At 72.2% G+C, this 16,308-nt stretch carries 11 protein-coding genes; 4 read left to right on the plus strand and 7 right to left on the minus strand.

All coding sequences use genetic code 11. From position 1 onward, the window contains the following. Nucleotides 1-8: 8 nt before the first annotated feature. The 6 genes from ligA to ACQVFL_RS19310 all read right to left on the minus strand — a co-directional run bounded on the left by ligA (nucleotide 9) and on the right by ACQVFL_RS19310 (nucleotide 10,988). Nucleotides 9-2,159: an NAD-dependent DNA ligase LigA gene (gene ligA, locus ACQVFL_RS19285; RefSeq protein ID WP_431727226.1), complete on the minus strand. Its 2,151-nt coding sequence runs from the start codon at nucleotides 2,157-2,159 to the stop codon at nucleotides 9-11. A 94-nt stretch (nucleotides 2,160-2,253) separates the two neighbouring features. Then, entirely contained in the window at nucleotides 2,254-3,672 is a 1,419-nt protein-coding gene (locus tag ACQVFL_RS19290) for a nucleotide disphospho-sugar-binding domain-containing protein (protein WP_431727227.1), read from the minus strand. Nucleotides 3,673-3,740: 68 nt separating this feature from the next. Continuing rightward, complete coding sequence (locus ACQVFL_RS19295) at nucleotides 3,741-5,138, minus strand: condensation domain-containing protein (RefSeq protein WP_431727228.1); 1,398 nt, start codon at nucleotides 5,136-5,138, stop codon at nucleotides 3,741-3,743. Beyond that, nucleotides 5,125-6,663, minus strand: a complete 1,539-nt coding sequence (locus tag ACQVFL_RS19300) for a tryptophan 7-halogenase (protein ID WP_431727229.1) — start codon at nucleotides 6,661-6,663, stop codon at nucleotides 5,125-5,127. The genes ACQVFL_RS19295 and ACQVFL_RS19300 overlap by 14 nt, the downstream gene beginning before the upstream one ends. A gap of 34 nt (nucleotides 6,664-6,697) precedes the next feature. Then, nucleotides 6,698-8,308, minus strand: a complete 1,611-nt coding sequence (gene cmdF, locus ACQVFL_RS19305) for a tyrosine 2,3-aminomutase (protein WP_396697207.1) — start codon at nucleotides 8,306-8,308, stop codon at nucleotides 6,698-6,700. Further along, complete coding sequence (locus tag ACQVFL_RS19310) at nucleotides 8,301-10,988, minus strand: AMP-binding protein (protein WP_431727230.1); 2,688 nt, start codon at nucleotides 10,986-10,988, stop codon at nucleotides 8,301-8,303. Before ACQVFL_RS19310 ends, cmdF begins: the two co-directional genes overlap by 8 nt. 185 nt (nucleotides 10,989-11,173) lie before the next feature. Here ACQVFL_RS19310 and ACQVFL_RS19315 point away from each other — a divergent pair, with 185 nt between their 5' ends. From ACQVFL_RS19315 to ACQVFL_RS19325, 3 genes are all read left to right on the plus strand, one after another. Then, complete coding sequence (locus ACQVFL_RS19315) at nucleotides 11,174-11,452, plus strand: phosphopantetheine-binding protein (protein ID WP_396697203.1); 279 nt, start codon at nucleotides 11,174-11,176, stop codon at nucleotides 11,450-11,452. A gap of 57 nt (nucleotides 11,453-11,509) precedes the next feature. Further along, the gene (locus tag ACQVFL_RS19320; protein ID WP_396697201.1) at nucleotides 11,510-11,707 is read left to right on the plus strand and encodes a hypothetical protein; all 198 of its coding nucleotides are present in this window, start codon (nucleotides 11,510-11,512) and stop codon (nucleotides 11,705-11,707) included. 328 nt (nucleotides 11,708-12,035) lie between these two features. Next, entirely contained in the window at nucleotides 12,036-13,085 is a 1,050-nt protein-coding gene (locus ACQVFL_RS19325) for an alpha/beta fold hydrolase (protein ID WP_396697199.1), read from the plus strand. A 61-nt stretch (nucleotides 13,086-13,146) separates the two neighbouring features. On the opposite strand, the gene ACQVFL_RS19330 is transcribed toward ACQVFL_RS19325, so the two are convergent. Next, nucleotides 13,147-14,967, minus strand: a complete 1,821-nt coding sequence (locus ACQVFL_RS19330; RefSeq protein ID WP_396697197.1) for an FAD-dependent monooxygenase — start codon at nucleotides 14,965-14,967, stop codon at nucleotides 13,147-13,149. 278 nt (nucleotides 14,968-15,245) lie between these two features. Between ACQVFL_RS19330 and ACQVFL_RS19335 the strand changes: the two genes are divergently transcribed. Continuing rightward, complete coding sequence (locus ACQVFL_RS19335; RefSeq protein WP_396697194.1) at nucleotides 15,246-16,292, plus strand: methyltransferase; 1,047 nt, start codon at nucleotides 15,246-15,248, stop codon at nucleotides 16,290-16,292. Nucleotides 16,293-16,308 lie beyond the last annotated feature (16 nt).

Genomic DNA, 16,308 nt, shown 5'->3' on the forward strand with positions numbered 1-16,308 from the left:
GCCCGCGCCTACTGCTCGGCCAGCAGTGCGGCGGCCTCGGCGGTCTTCCCGGCGGCGTGGGCGGCGACCAGGGCCGCGAAGCGGGCCGCCGGCATGATCCGGACACCGAGTGCGGCGGCCTTGTCGGCCTTGCCTCCCGCTCCCTCCCCCACCACGACCAGGTCGGTGCGCGCGGAGACCGACGAGGAGGCGACACCGCCGAGCCGTTCCACCGCCTCGTTGCCCTCGGTGCGGCTGAGCCCGGGCACCGCCCCGGTCACCACCACCCGCATCGGGGTGCCGTTCGGCCGACGCAGCGGCGGACAGGCCGGGTCGTCCGGGGCTGCGGCGGCGCTGCGCACCGTGGGCACGGCACCCGGCTCGACCATGTTGACCCCACGTGCGGCAAGCCGGTCGATCAGCGGTTCGAGTTCGCCGAGGTCGGCGACGATGGTGGCAGCCCGCTCGGGGCCGATGCCCTCCACCTGCTGCAACTCGTCCACGCCGGCGTCGAGCAGTGCCCTCATCGTGCCGAAGTGTCGGGCCATCCGCCGCGACAGGGCCCGCCCGGTCATTCGCACGCCGAGCCCGATGAGGACCCGGGACAGCGGGCGCCGGGCCGACGCCTGGATGGAGGCCACGAGCTTGGCCGCCGAGACCTCACCCATCCGCTCCAGCGTCACCAACGCGGATCGGTCCAGGTCGTACAGGTCGGCCACGTCGGTGACCATCCCGGCGGCCACCAGGGATTGGATGATCTTGCCGCCGACTCCTTCGACATCCATCGCGTCCCGGGAGACGAAGTGTGCCAGCGCCTCGTGGGCGCCGCAGGCCCGGCCCGCCACACACCGCCACCGCTTCTGCGAGCGGTCCAGTGGACCGGCGCAGCGCGGGCAGTGCGTCGGGGGCGGGAAGGGCGTGGAGGTCGGGTCCCGTCGGTCGAGCATCGCCCCGGTGATCTCGGGGATGACGTCGCCGGCCCGGCGCACGAAGACGACGTCGCCCACCCGGACGTTGCGCCGGTCCAGGTCCTCGAAGTTGTGCAGGGTCGCCGAGGTGACGGTGACGCCGCTGATCTGCACCGGTGCGAGCACGGCCACCGGCGTGACCACACCGGTGCGGCCGACCTGCACCTCGATGCCGAGCAGTCTGGTGGTGCGGGTGTCCGCGGGGAACTTGCACGCGATGCCCCAGCGTGGGGCACGGCTCGACGAGCCGGCCAACTCCCGGTCCGCCGGCCGATCGGCCTTGACCACCGCGCCGTCGACGCCGTACCCGAGGGTGCCGCGGGCGACCCGCAACGCCTCGACCGCGCCGACCGCCTCGTCGATGGTGGCGCAGACGGTCATGCCGCCGGTGGCGGCGGTGGAGATGACACCCAGTTCGGCCAGGCCGGCCATTTCCACCGAGTGCGGCGGCGGTTCGTCGGGCGCCACGGACAACGCGCCACGCACTCCGTAGGCGATGAACGACAACGGCGCGTCATACGCGCGTCCCTCCGCCCGCAACGTGCCGGCGGCGGCACTACGGGGATGCGCGAACGCGGGCTCGCCGTGCCCGGTACGCAACTCGTTGGCGACCGCGAAGTCCGCGTCGGTCATGTAGACCTCGCCACGGATCTCGATGGTCAACGGCCGATTGAGCTGCATGGGCAACCCGGCGGCCCGCTGGGCCTGCCCGGTCACGTCCTCGCCGGCCCGACCGTCGCCGCGGGTGGCGACCCGGGTCAGCCGGCCGTCGACGTAGCAGGCCGCGATCGCCAGCCCGTCGATCTTCGGCTCGACGACGAGCGCCTCGACGGCCCGGCCGAGCAGGCGTTCCAGCCGACCCGCCCAGCGCCGCAGAGGCTCCTCGCCGAAGACGTTGTCCAGGCCGAGCATCGGTTCGCTGTGCACGATCTCGCCGCCGACGGCGACACCCGCGGCGACCAGATCCGCCGGTGAGTCCGGCACCTTCCACTGTGGTCGGCGGGTCTCGGTGGCCGCGATGCGGGCCAGGAGGGCGTCGTACGCCGCGTCGTCCATTCGCAGGTCACTGCCGTTGTGATACTGCGCGGCAGCGGCCCGGGCGGTGGCGACGGCCTCGACGTAGTCAGCCCGGTCGGAGAAGGGGGCGGCCACCTCGGGGTCCACGATCGGGGTGTCGGCCACGGAGATCGGCACGTGGGGGATCTGGGTCATGGTGGGCGGATACCTCCGGTGTCGGCAGCCGGCCCGCCCCCGCAGCGACGACGCTGCCGGGGGCGGGCCGAGGCAGGGCGGTGGCTGAACTGACCTACCGTCGGATCCGCGCGTGGGCAGCGAGGCCCTCGAGGACCGGCACGACGTCGTTCGGACTGGGCATGGCCCGCCAGACATCGTAGATCGCCGCGGCGCCACGCCGGTAGGACGGATCGTCGAGCACCGCCCGGATCGCCTCGCGCAGCTCCGTCACCGACTGGGTCTGGTGGTCCAGTCGCAGGCCGGCACCCCGGGACACGACATAGTTCGCCACCGGGGTCGCTTCGAGCTTCTTCGGTGGCATCACCCAGCGTACGGTGGGCCGCTGCGTACGGGCGCCCAGCTCACGTACGCCGTACTCGACACCGGAGCGGTAGATGCCGGTGTCGTCCGTCGTCTCCGCCGGATTCTCCTCCACGCGCACCAGGAGGATCGAGTCGCGGGTGTCGCAGACGAGCTGCGGTACCCGGGCGGCGACGGCCGCCTGGAAGGTACCCAGGCCGCCGTGGTGGATGACCGCCGCGCAGGTGGGCAGGATCTGGTTGAGCGGCAGGTAGTCCATCAGGCGCACGTTGGGCGGTGGTGGGTACCCGTCCAACTGCACGCCGTTGAGCGTGGCCACCACCTCGACGTCGAGGTCGGCCAGGGCTTCCAGCAGCATCGGCGTGCGGTTCCAGTCGCCTCGGATGAACCGTCGGTAGGACTCGCCGAGGGTCAGGCAGATCCTCGGCCGTCGGGCCGGCACCCGCAACCAGTCCGGCACCGGGGCGGCACCGTTGTAGGGCACGTACCGCAGCGGCACCCTGCGGGTGCGGGTCGGCAGTTCGAGACCGGGCGGGGCGGTGTCCAGGGTCCACTGACCGGTCAGCAGTTCGTCGTCGACCTGGACGCCGTACCGGACGGCGAGCGGACGCAGCAGGGTGGCCAGCGGGTTCTCGTCCAGGCCCGCCGCGACGAGCGCCCGTCGACCGGCAGCGAGCCGGTCGAGGCTCCAGCCCGCCGGATCATAGGCGAAGACGAGCCGGGCGTGTGCCGCGCCGCTGACCCGGGCCGCGATCGCGCCGGCGGCCTGGGTGAGGTCCCAGATCACCAGGTCCGGACGCCAGGCGCGGGCGAAGTCGATCAGAGCGTGCGCCTCCGGTCGGTCCGGGCGCAGGTAGTCCGCAGTCGGGGTGAGCAGGTACTGGAAGAAGAGGTACCAGTACTCACGTTCCTCCGCGTCGAGGCCGAGCACCTCGGCATAGCGTTCCGCCTCGACATGTCCCTTCGGCTCCAGCGGGTCGTCGCTGGTCCGCGCGGCCCAGGCCGCGTCGCCCAGCGGCACCGGGGTCAACCCGGTGGCGGCGATCTGGTCGGCGAAGGAGGCAAGGGAGGCCAGCCGGACCTCGTGGCCGGCACTCTGCAACGCCCACGCCGTGGGCACCATGGGGTACAGATGGGCGATCGACGGGTCGATGGCGAACAGGATGCGCATGTGTCTCCTCGTACGGGGATCGGTCGAACGGGGTGGTCGAAGGTTCGGGACGGGCGGGTCGTCGTCGCTCAGGCGGGTAGCACGCGGTCCAGGACGTCGTGGTGGCCGTCGACCAGAGCGGCCACCGTGTCGGCCCGGAACTGACTGCGGCGGTAGCCGATGCTGCCGACGATGCCGCCGGTGGCGTCGAACTCCACCGCCCACAGCGCGCCGTCCGGGATCTGCGAGCCGAACTCCTGCGACCGCAGTCGGCGCCGCATGGCGCGGTAGGTGAGGTCACCGATGCGCTCGTCGACGGCCATGAACGGGGACTGCACCAGTTGGAACACGCAGGAGGCGTGTTCCTGGTCGGCTGCGGCGCGCATCAGGTCTGGCGCGACCCCCAGCAGGTCGACGAAGGGGATCTCGTGGCGGATGGCGGCCAGGCAGGTGGCTCTGACCCGGTCGACGAGGTCGGCGAAGCGCCCACCGGGCGGCGTGGCGATCCGCAGCGGCAGCAGGTTGAAGAACGAGCCGACCATGTCGACCGTCCATGCGGGACGGCGGCCCGGGGTGAAGGTGGGCATGACGACCTCGTCGAGGCCGGTGGCGTCGGCGAGCTGCCGTACGTGTGCCGCCGCCAACACCATGAAGGGCGTGCAGCGCCGCTCGGCTGCGTACGCCCGCACCCGCCGGCCCAGGTCCTCGTCGAACCGGAAGCGGTACCACGCGGTGCCGTCGGCCTGGTGCCGCCCACGTGGCCAGTCGATCCGGACCGGGGTGAGCACGGCGTCGCGCAGGTGGTCGGCCCAGTAGCGACGGGCGGCGACGACGGAGGGCCCGTCGGCCGCCTGCCGCTGCCACCGTACGTAGTCCCGGTACTGGCGGACCTTCGGCAGTTCGGGCGGGCGTCCGGAGCGCCGGGCCCGGTAGCAGTGTGCCAGGTCCCGCAGCACCACCTGGATCGACCAGCCATCGACACCGGTGTGGTGGGCGGCGAGCACGAGGACGGCGTCCTCGCGGTCGAATCGTCCCAGGTGCGCCCGCAGGCTCGGGCACTCCGTCGCGGGGACCGGCCGGGACTCCACCTCGTTGAGCAGGATCTCCGCGTCGTGCTCCCGGTCGGTGCCGGTGGTCGGCAGCTCCTCGACGTGCAGGTGTGGCTCCTGCGGGGGGCGGACGAGTTGGTGCGGGCCGGGGTCGCGGACGATCATCGTCCGCAGCGACTCGTGCCGGGCGACCACGTCGGCCAACGCGCTCCGTAGCACCGCCACGTCGAGCGGCCCACGGATCCGCCACCCGCCGACGATGGTGTAGTGCGGGCCGAACGGCCCGGAGCCGCTGCCGTCGTCGACCATGTGGAGGAACTCCTGCTGCCGGGAGAGGGCGACGCGCCCCGGCGGCGGTTCCGGTCGTGGCTCGGTGGTGGTCAGGTCGGTCGGGAGGGTCCACAACGACGACGACGCGCCGGTCTCATCCCGCCTCATGTCCGGCTCCCCGCAGTGCCGATCCGCCGGTGGCCTCCGGTTCGGGTCGGCGCCACCGCATCCCGTCGGCGGACGGGATGAGCCCGCCGGGGCGCAGCGGGCGTCGGTCGTCGACGTTGCCGCCCAGCGCCGCCTGGGTCTGTACGCGGACGCCTTCTCTGAGGACGCCTTTGAGCAGGCTCGACCCGAGCAGGTCACGGTCCTCCCCCGGCACGTCGACGGGGCTCTGTACGACGTCGGCCAGCTCCTGGAACGCCTCCTTGCGGTTCTGTCGGTAGGCGCCGGGGTCGAGCAGCGCGCTCTCTCCCGAGCCCCCGCCGCCGACGAGTTGGACGAAGGCCTGCACCGAGCTGGCGACGTCGTCGTCGGTGAGGCGCTTGGCGGTCCAGAAGTACGAGTCCTCGTCCTGGTCCATGTCGTAGAACGCGACGAGGAAGTCGTGGAACAGGGCGTACTCGCGGCGGTAGCGCGTCTCGAACTCCTGGAGGGTGCCCGCCTCGTCCAACTCTCCGGCCAGGCAGGTGTTGATCGAGCGGGCGGCGAGCAGTGCGCTGAAGGTGGCCAGGTGCACGCCGGAGGAGAAGACCGGGTCGATGAAGCAGGCCGCGTCACCGACCAGCAGCATTCCGGGTCGGGTGAAGCTGTCGTGGAGGTACGAGTAGTCCTTACGGACCCGTACCTCGCCGTACGGGCCGTCGGTGACCCGGGTCGCCTCGGCCAGGTACTCGGCGATCAGCGGGCACTCGCTGATGAGCTGGCGCAGCACCGTCTCCCGGTCGCCCTCGCGGACCCGGTCCAGCGCCTCCGGCCGGAGTACGGCTCCGACGCTGGTGAGGGTGTCGTTGAGGGGGATGTACCAGAACCAGCCGCCGGGGAAGGCGACGGCGAGGATGTTGCCGCTGTTGGGCGCGGGGAGCCGCTTGCCGCCCTCGAAGTAGCCGAAGAGGGCGAGGTTGCGGAAGAACTCCGAGTAGTGCCGTTCGCCGCCGATGCGGTGGTGGATGCGGCTGCGGTGGCCGGAGGCGTCCACGACGTACCGGCTGCGCAGTTCCCGGCGTACACCGTCCTCGTCGTCGAAGCGGACGCCGCAGACCCGATCCCCCTCCTCCAGCACGTCGACCACGGCGCACCGTTCGCGGACCGTGACGCCGCGGCGGCGGGCGTTGTCGAGCAGGATCTGGTCGAACGTCATGCGTTCGACCTGGTATGCGGTGGCGTCGCTGGCGAAGCGTGGGGAGATCGCGAAGGCGAACGTCCACGGCTCGGGGTTGCGGCCCCAGCGGAAGGTGCCGCCCCGCTTGAGGGGGAAGCCGGCGCGGGCGAGTTCGTCGGCGACGCCGATCAACCGGCATACGCCGTGCACGGTCGAGGGCAGCAGCGACTCGCCGATCTGGTAGCGGGGGAAGCTCTCCCGCTCCAGCAGCAGGACCCGGTGCCCCTGCATCGCGACCAGGGTGGCGACGGTGGCGCCGCCGGGTCCACCACCGACCACGATCAGGTCGTAGTCGAACTCGTCGTCGGTCATGTGAAGTCCTCCGTGATCTCTGTGGTGGCAGGGGTCAGCGCAGGGCCACCTCGCTGCGCAGCACGGCGTCGAGCAGCTCACCGCGGCTCAGTGCGGACGCCACGGCGGTGAGGTCGTCGGCCATGTATCGGTCCTGGTGGAGGGTGGGAGCGAGGGAGCGGGTGAACTCGTAGGCGGCTCGACCGGCCGGGCCCAGGCCGTCGGCGCGTCCGGCCACGTCGGCCGCCTGGGCGGCGGCCAGCAGCTCCACCGCCAGGATGGTGTCGTTGTTCGTCAGGACCCGGCGGGCGTTGCGGGCGCTGATCAGGCCCATGCTGACGATGTCCTGGTTGTCGCCGTTGGACGGGATGCTGTGGATGCTGGCCGGGCCGATCGTGCGGTTCTCCGCGACCAGTGCCGTGGCCGGGTACTGCGCGCCGGCGAAGCCACTGTGCAGTCCCGGTTCACCCAGCACCAGGAACTCCGGCAGGCCGTAGTTGAGGTGTCGGTTGAGCAGCCGGTTCGTCCGCCGTTCGGAGAGCACTCCGAGCTGGGTCAGGGCGATGGTCACGTAGTCCATCGCGAAGGCGACCGGCTGACCGTGGAAGTTGGCGCCGTGGAAGACCTCTCCGCTGCCGAAGAAGAGCGGGTTGTCGTTGGCGGAGTTGAGTTCGATCTCGACGGTCGCGCGGGCCTGGGCGAGGGTGTCCCGGACCGCGCCCAGCACCTGCGGGACCGCCCGCAGGGAGTACGCCTTCTGCAGGTAGATGTCGGTGCGCTGGACTGCCTGGTCGTGCTGCCATTCCTCGGCGACCTGCCGGCGCAGGTCCGGGTGGGAGACGGTGAGCGTGCTGCCGTCGAGCAGGGCCCGCAGGTTGGCCGCGGAATCGATCTGGCCGGGATGCGGTCGGGCCAGGTCATGTCCCTCGGCGAGGAACGGGCCGGTCGACCCCCGCAGCGTCTCGATCACCAGGGCGGCGACGATCTCGGCCTGACGGACCTGGTCGGCCGCCCGCCCGAGCACCAGCGCACCGAGTCCGGTCATCGCGGAGGTGCCGTTGATGAGTGCGAGGCCCTCCTTGAAGCGCAGTTCCAGCGGCTCGATGCCGTATTCCCACAGCACACCGGCGGTCGGCACCGGTTGACCGTCCCGCAGCACGTACCCCTCACCGAGCAGGGTGCTGGCGATGTGTGACAGGGGTGCCAGGTCGCCGCTGGCACCCAGCGAGCCGATCTCGGGGATCGCCGGGGTGATGCCGAGGTTCAGGTACATCTCCAGTCGGGTGATCAGTTCCGAGCGGACCGCGGAGTAGCCCTTGGCGAGGGCGTTGAGTCGGGTGGCGAGGATGGCGCGGGCCTCCACCTCGGAGAAGCACGGTCCGACTCCGGCACTGTGGCTGCGGACCAGGTTCGTCTGGAGTTCCACCTCCTTGGGGTGGTCCACCAACATGTAGATCATCTCGCCGTATCCGGTGGTCACGCCGTAGACCGGCACGCCCTGCCGGACGATGTCCTCGAACCGCTGCCGGCTGGCCACCACGCGGGCCAACGCGGCGGCCGGCACCACGCAGGGCGTACCCCGTTCGGCCACCTGCCGGACGCCGTCGACGGTGAGTCCGGCGCCGTCGAGGAGCACCGGCGTCGCGCCGTTGTCGTTGTCAGCCATGCTCGTCTTCCATTCGTCGTGGGTGGTCGGCGGTGCGGGGATCGGGTAGCCGGGCGCGATCGACCTTGCCGGCGGGGTTGCGCGGGATCCGGTCGAGCGGCACGAAGGAGGTACGGCGGCTCACCGGCCCATGACGGCGGCGCAGCAGCACGCGCAGTTCCCGCGTCACCACCGGCGGCGACGCGGGCGGGCGCGGCACCACGAAGACGACCAGCCGGCTCACCAGGCCGTCCGGGTCGGTCACCGGCGACACTGCGCAGTCGGCGACCAGTGGATGCTCTGCCAGCCCTGCCTCCAGGCCGGCGAGTTCGACCCGTCGACCGGCGAGTTTGACCTGGTGGTCCCGGCGGCCGAGATATTCGAGTTCGCCGTCGAAACGGCGTCGGCCGAGGTCGCCGGTGCGGTAGCAGCGGATGGCCGGGTCCTGGGGCGGGGGCAGTCCCGGCAGTGGCCGGAACGGCGTGTCGTCGGTGCCGACCGGTAGGTAGCCCGACGCGGCGTGGCGGCTGCGCACGACGATCTCGCCAGGTACACCGGCCGGGCAGAGGCGGTCCGCCTCGTCGACGACCAGGACCTGCCGGCCGGGTATCGGTCGGCCGATCGGGACGCGTCGCCCGCGCAGCGGCGCCACGATCTCGTACACGCTTGCCGCGATCGTCTCGGTCGGGCCGTAGAGATTCCACAGCCGGACGCCGGTGAGCGCCCGGCGCAGCCGGTTCGCCAGGGTCACGGCGAGCGACTCCCCGATCAGGAACAGGTGGGCCAGCCGGGCCGGAACCTCGGCTCCCCGGTCGATGGCGGCCATCAGTTCCCGGGCGAAGCTGGGCACGGTCTGCAGCATGGTGATGCCCTCGTGGTCCATCCAGCGCAGGAAGCGTTCCGGGTGCACCCGGACCCGCGGTGGCACCGCGACCACGGTGGCACCCGAGGTGAGCGCCGCGACCACCTCGCACAGCGCCGGGTCGTGTGTGACGACCGCCCACTGCGCCACGCGGCTGCCGGGCCCCAGTTGCGCGGTGTGCGCCAGCCAGATGGCGAACTGCGCCAGGGCGGCGTGGGTCTGCGGCACGCCCTTCGGTCGTCCGGTCGACCCGGAGGTGAACGCGACGTAGGCGGTGGAGGCCGGCTCGGGCGCGGGTGGCGGTGGCCCGGACAGGTGGGTCGTCTCGTCCGCCGTCAGCACGGGGCCGCCCTGGGCGGTGCGGAACCATTCGGCCAGCGGGTCACCGGCCGTCTCGACGCCGACCAGCAGGGCGGCGGGGCGCAGGTCGGCCAGGAGTGTCCGGACGGGGTCCCCCGCGTCGCCCGGGTCCAGCCAGGTGACATGACCGCCGGCGAGGAGGACCGCCAGACCGGCCTGGACCAGCGTCGGGCCCATCGGTAGGCGCAGTGCCACCGCTCGCCCGGCGACCGGTACCCGGGCGGTCAGCCGGGCCGCCGACTCCGACGCCCCGGCGAGCAGTTCCGCGTACGTCAGGTTCCCCGCCTCGCTCCGCACCGCCAGCGCGTCCGGATAGCGGTCGCGGCACCGGCGGATCAGCTCGGTCACGGGCTCGGGCGTGGGTGTCAGGGTGGCGTCGGCGTCGCGCAGGGTCGCTGCCTGGTCCACGGCGTCCTCCAGGGGGAGGTCGCTGAGCGGCTGGTCGGGGTCGTGCAGCGCGGCGGTCAGCAGGGTGCGCAGCTGCCCGAGGAGGCCCTCGATCCACCGACGACCGATCCGGTCGGTGGGGGATGCGAGTGTGCCGGTGAGGCCCGCGACGCCCGACGAGACGGTGAGGAGCAGGTCGACGGGGAGGGCGCGGAGCGGGGACGGCAGCGCCCGGACCGTGGCTCCGGCCAGGCGCAGCGGGGCCGGCGGATCCGCGACGGCGAGGACGCTGGCGCGTGGCCCGTCGCCGTGGTCCGGTGCGGTGGCGTCGCTCAGCCAGCGTACGGGCGACGAACGGGATTGTCGGGCCGTGTGTCGGCGGCGCGCCATCCGCCGCAGGTAGGTTCGGAAGGTGTCGGCGTCGTCGGGCCGACCGTCGAGCGGCAACAGGGTGGTCATCGGCCCGACGAGTCGTTCCTGCCCCGGTCGACGCAGGTCGTCGGCGACGGCGACGGGTGCCGCCTGGTCCCCGCCGTGCCGGGCCAGCACGAGGTGGTAGCCGGCCAGCAGCGCCGTGCCGGTGTCGGTGCCCTCCCGTGCGGCGAGGTCCCGCAGGGGCCGCCCGAGTTCCTCCCCCCAGTCGAAGTCCACCTCACCGTCGGGGGCGGAGACGGCGGCATCCGGCCGACGGACGGACGGAGCGGCGACGGCGTGGACCGGCGTGCCCCTGACGACCTCGGCGTAGGCCGTCGACAGGTCGGCGGCCAGGATCGACATCGACCGGGGGTCGGCCACCGTCGGATGGGCGTCCAGGACAATGCGGTGGTGCCGAGGTGCGATGTGCCGTACGTCCAGCCGGACGAGCGAATCGGGGTCGGCCGGCGGCCTCCGCAGCGCCGCGTGCCGGTCGAGCACCAGCGCCCAGGCGGTCCGTAGGGCGTGGATGTCGAGCGGGCCACGGACCCAGTACGCACGGCGCAGCGACGCCGGCGGGCCGGCCGGGCGCACCCGGACTGCGGTGGGGACCTCCGCGGCGAGCGGGTCCGGGTCGATGCGCGACGCCGGTTCCGGCACGGGGACGTTGATCGTCACGCAGCAAGTCTCGGTAAGCGCCGACGGGCGGGCATCTCTGGGCGTGCGCGGTGCCGACCGCGCGGGTCCGGAACGACCCGACGGCGCGCAGCGGTCTTCCGGAGTGCGCATTCGCAGAGATGCCCGCCACTGTCCGAGCCCGCACGATGGGAGGCAGAGCCGCGCGCGAGCTGGAAGTGGAGCCCATGAACGAGACCCCGGGAATCGTGCCGCCCGTCCTGGACGAAGCCGAGTTACGTGAACGGATCGGCGCCATCTGGCGCGATGTGCTCGCCGTTGGTGACGATGCGTCGAGCGATGCGACCTTCCTCGAGTTGCAGGGACAGTCGATATCCGCCGTCCGGATCACCGGGCGGATCGAGGAGGAACTCGGCATCGAGGTCGACGTCGCGGTCCTGTTCGAGGACCCGGATCTGGCGACCTTCACGGACCTGGTTGTCGCGGGTGCCCGAAACGAACGCTGATCGACGCGGGTCCGGGTTCACCCGAGCCGGCGTCCCACCGGAAGGAGGATCCAGGTAATGCTGTCCATCAGGCTGTACGACATCGAGACCGGACATGTCCAGACGCTCACCGAGGTGGCCGACCTGGTCAGCGCCGACCGGTGGCTCGACCGGTTCGCCGTGGGCGGCATCGGCACCAACGACGTGGTGTACGTCGTGGAGTCGCCGTCGGCCACGGTGGACTGTGCGGAGGCGGATTCCGTGGTCGCTGCCTGACTGTCGCGTCGATCCGGCCACCGGAGCCGCTCCCATCACCCGTAGACGTCCGCCCCGACCGAAAATCATCGGTCGGGGCGCATCTTTGTTCCCGTGATCGCCATGTCGACCCGGTGGGGCAGCGACGGATAGACGGATAGATCATTGCTGATGGCCACGCAACGCGTCTAAGATCAACCTTATCGACCTGACTTGTTGCTTTGACACATCATTCCGCTGATCGGGCACATTTCTTCCGGTAGATCCGAGGAATCGACGCGCCCCCGACCTCGACGTCGACCCGCGACCTCGGGCACTCCCCCGGGCAACGACCAACGAAAGGGCCACCATGACTCTGTCCGTGCTGCGGCGTGAACGACGCGACGACGGCGGTCCGGGTGACCGGAGACGAACACTGCGGCGACGCGTGCTCGCGTCCGTCGCGGCTGCGGTGGTCCTGCTCGCCCTCGGCGCGTCCAGTTCCGCAGCCGCCGACCCGTACCGCGAGCCGCTGACCGGTCGGGCGAAGTTCGACCCGTCCTTCCGGCACGGCACCGTGGCCGTCGACGGCGGCCGACTGCACTACGTCACCGGCGGCAGCGGGCCCGTCCTGGTGCTGCTGCACGGCTGGCCACAGACCTGGTGGGCCTGGCACGACGTGATGCCGGCCCTGGCCCGCAACCACACCGTCGTCGCATTCGACCTGCCCGGTCTGGGCGACTCCAGCCACTTCGCCGACGGGTACGACAAGGTGACCACCGCCAAGCGCATCCGCCAGGCGGTCCACGCCCTCGGACACCGCACGGTGTCGATCCTGGCGCACGACGTCGGCGTCCTCGTCGCTCACCCGTACGCCCGCGAGTTCCCCACCGAGGTCTCCCGGATCGCGGTGCTCGACTCCACGCTCTCCGGCTACGGCCTCGAAGACGCCTACACGCTGAGTTTCCACTTCCTGTTCAACGCGGCGCCCGCGCCGATTCCCGAGCGGATCCTCGACAACGACGACGTCCCCACCTACCTGGGCATGATCTTCGACTTCAGCGTCAACCGCGACGCCATCGACCGCACCGTCTACTACCGCTACTACCGGGACCCCGCCGACCGCACCGCCGGCTACAACTACTACCGCGCGTACAGCGGAGACGCCGAGAACAACCGGGCCAACGCCCACCGCCGGCTACCGATGCCGGTGCTGGCGGTGGGGTCGGCGGCGACCTTCGGCCCGGCGGTCGCGGAGTCGTTCCGCCAGGTGGCCGACGACGTCCGCGAGGTCGTCGCCCCCGACTCCGGCCACTTCATTCCGGAGGAGAACCCGCAGTTCCTGATCTCCTGCGTGAACCTCTTCACCGGCGCGACGGCCGGCCCGCCGCCCCCCGCCCTGGCCGCCTGCGCCGCCTGAGCGCTCGCCACTCCGGCCGTCACGCGGGCACGTGACGGCCGGAGTGCGACCCGAGTCGAGGTCACGTCTCGTCGGACACGGTGGGTGCGGCCAGGTCCGCTGCCGACTGAGGCAACTGCGCGACCAGGTCCAGCCGGGCCGAGACGAGAGCCAGGTGGATCCGGGCCGGCCAGGCGTCGACCGCGGCGCTGCGACACAGGTCGCTCGACCAGTCAGCCGGCACACAGCCGGCCACCACGAGGCCCAGTTCGGTACGGACCCGGCCGCCGAGTTCCGTCGCCCGGTCCCACCAGCCGGGCTCACCGGGCAGCAGCAGCACACCGTCCACTCCCCGGCGTTGGTGCCCGGACAGCTCACGCAACGTCTCGTCGTCGGCCCACGGATCGGTCACCGCCACGACGACGAACCGCAGGGCGCGGCGACCCGGGGCCAGCAGCCGGCCCTCGATGCCCGCGTCCCAGCCGGGTCCGGGCGACCTGGCGGCGACGTGGCACGGTTGCAGCCAGCCCGCCGGCATCGGATGCGGCCCGCCCACGCTGGTGCATCCGGGCCGAGACGGGCCCACACCGAGCAGCCGGTGCGCGAGCCGCAACCCGTGGTCGGTGAACGGCTCGGCGACGGCGTTGCGGCCGGAAGGTGAGGGCGGCGAAGCAGGGGCGCCGGCTCGATCGCTGCCGATCGTGACGGAGCCGACCGGATTCGGGGCGGCCGACGCCCCGGCGGCGGACTGTCGGAACACCGCCTCCGCCGCGTCGAGTGGGACCGGGCAGCGCCGCCGCAGCCCCAGATAGCTGAGCGCGGTGGTGCGGGTGATGAAGTGCAGCCCGAACTGGGCCGCCGGCAGGTGCATCCGGCGACCGTACGTCTCCCACCACCGCATGCTGGGGCCCGCCAGACGCTGCATCCGTACCGCCGCAGGGCGTCGCTGGCGCTCGTACCCGGCGAGGGCCTCGGCCACGGTGTCCCGGTTGCGTAGTGCCGCGGCCAGGGCGAGTGCGTCGGCGAGCGCCATCGAGGTGCCCGAGGCGACGGTGAAGTGCGCGGTGTGCGCGGCGTCGCCGATCAACACCTGGTTCCCGTGCGACCAGCGCCGGTTGGTCACCACCGAGAAGCGCGACCACCGGCGGCGGTCGCCGATCAGCGCGCCGCCCAGTCGCTCGGCGAAGACGCCGTCGAGCAGCGCCAGTCCGGTCTCGCCCAGTTCGCCGGGCACCGCGCCGCCGTGACCCGGCTGGTGCAGACCGGCCCGGCGCCAGGTGCCCTCGTCCATCTCGACCACCACGGTGCTCGGGCCACCGCCACAGGAGTACGCGTGCGCGGCCATCGACCCGTACTCGGTCGGCACGAAGAACATCGTCGCGGCATCGCCGAGGTCGGCGTCGGTGCCCAGCCAGATGAAGCGGGCGAGGCCGGTCCGGACGGTCGTGCCGAACGTCGCCGACCGCGCCGCGCGGTTCGCCGAGCGGGCCCCGTCGGCGAGCACGACCACGTCGGCGTCGAGGTCGTCGGCGTCGACGTCACACCCGTGGTGCACCCGCACGCCGACCTGCCGTGCCTGTTCGGTGAGCACGGCCAGCAGGGAGGTGCGGGAGACCGTGACGACCGGGAAGCCGTCGTAGCGCAGCCGTCGGCCCGGCAGCCGCAGCTCGATACCGGACAGTGGCCGGGCGGCCCGCCCGATCTGCTCGGCCACCGTCCGGTCGCCGGCCGCCAGTTGCCGCATCGTCCGATCCGACAGGGTGATGCCGAAGCCGCCGGCCCCTCCGGGGGCGGCACGCTCGTAGACGTCGACCACCGTGGCTCGCATCGCCAGGCCCAGCAGCCGGCCGAGGAAGAGTCCCGCCGGACCGGCACCGATTATCGCCACCCGCCGTGTACCCATGTCCCTCCACAGTGCCGATGGGAAGACGACCGGGCCGCCTCCCCTTCCCGCACAGGCGCGGCCCGGCCTGATCCCGATGCTGGCAGTGCCGACTGTGGGGACACACCTTCCGTCGTGCGCTGGCCCGCGCCGTGGGCGGCGGTCACGTCGCGGCGCCGGGCGCGCACGCACGGAGATGCCGGGCCGTCGCCGCCGCGACCACGATCGGGGCGTCCCCGCAGCCACCGCATCACCGGGAGGTCCGGTCGGACCGCCCGGCGTCGGCGGAGAGGAGAACCATGGGCACCGATCGAGACGTCGCAGTGACGGAGGCCGACTACCTCCGGCTGCTGGCACACGGCAGCACCGCGTTCGAGCTACTCCGTACCGCGCTGGAGTTGGGGATCTTCGAGCACCTGGAGGACTGCGGTGGAGCCGATCCCGCCCGGTTGGCGCAGGCGCTGGACATCGAGGTCCAGCCGGCCCGGGTGATGCTGCTCGGACTCTGTGCGCTGCGCCTGGTGGACAAGTGCGGCGACGCGTACGTCAACGCCGGGATGACCCGCCGCAAGCTGCTGCGCTCCGGTCCCCGCTACCTCGGCCCCCTGGTCGACGTACAGGCCAAGGTGATCAACCCGGCGCTGCCCGACCTGGCCGAGTCCGTCCGGCGCGGCACCAACGTCGGCCTGCGCCACCTGACCGGGCCCGGGGCCACCGTCTACGAGCGACTCACCGCACACCCCGATCTGCAGCGGGTCTTCTACGCGAACATGGGAGACGCCTCACGCAAGGCGATCACCCCGCTGCTGGACCGCTACGACCTCAGCGCGGTCCGGCACGCGATCGACGTCGGGGGTGGCGACGGGACCAACGCCATCCACCTCGCGCAGCGCTACCCGCACCTCACGATCACCGTCTTCGACCAGGAGAGCGTCACCCGACTCGCCGCCGACCGCATCGACGATCCGGATCTGCGGCGGCGGATCCGCTTCCACACCGGCGACATCATGGCCGAGCCACTGCCCGCCGGGGCGGACGCCGTCCTGGTCTTCCACATCTTCGAGATCTGGTCCCGGGCGCGGAACACCGCGTTGCTGCGTCGGTGCCGGGCCGCGTTGCCGGACGGGGGCGTGTGCCTCGTCTACAACTTCGTCTCCGACGACGCGGGAACCGGCCCGATGAGTGCCGGGCTGGTCTCCCCCTACTTCCTGACTCTCGCCTCCGGCGAGGGGATGGCCTACTCCGCCGCGGACATGGAACAGGCACTCCTGGACGCGGGTTTCGCCGAGGTCGAGCGGCACGAGGACATGGGGTTCGGCCACGCGCTCGTCGTCGGCCGCCGATAGGCGCCGACCTCCGTAC

The organism is Verrucosispora sp. TAA-831 (assembly GCF_050780145.1).
Taxonomy (GTDB): Bacteria; Actinomycetota; Actinomycetes; order Mycobacteriales; family Micromonosporaceae; genus Micromonospora.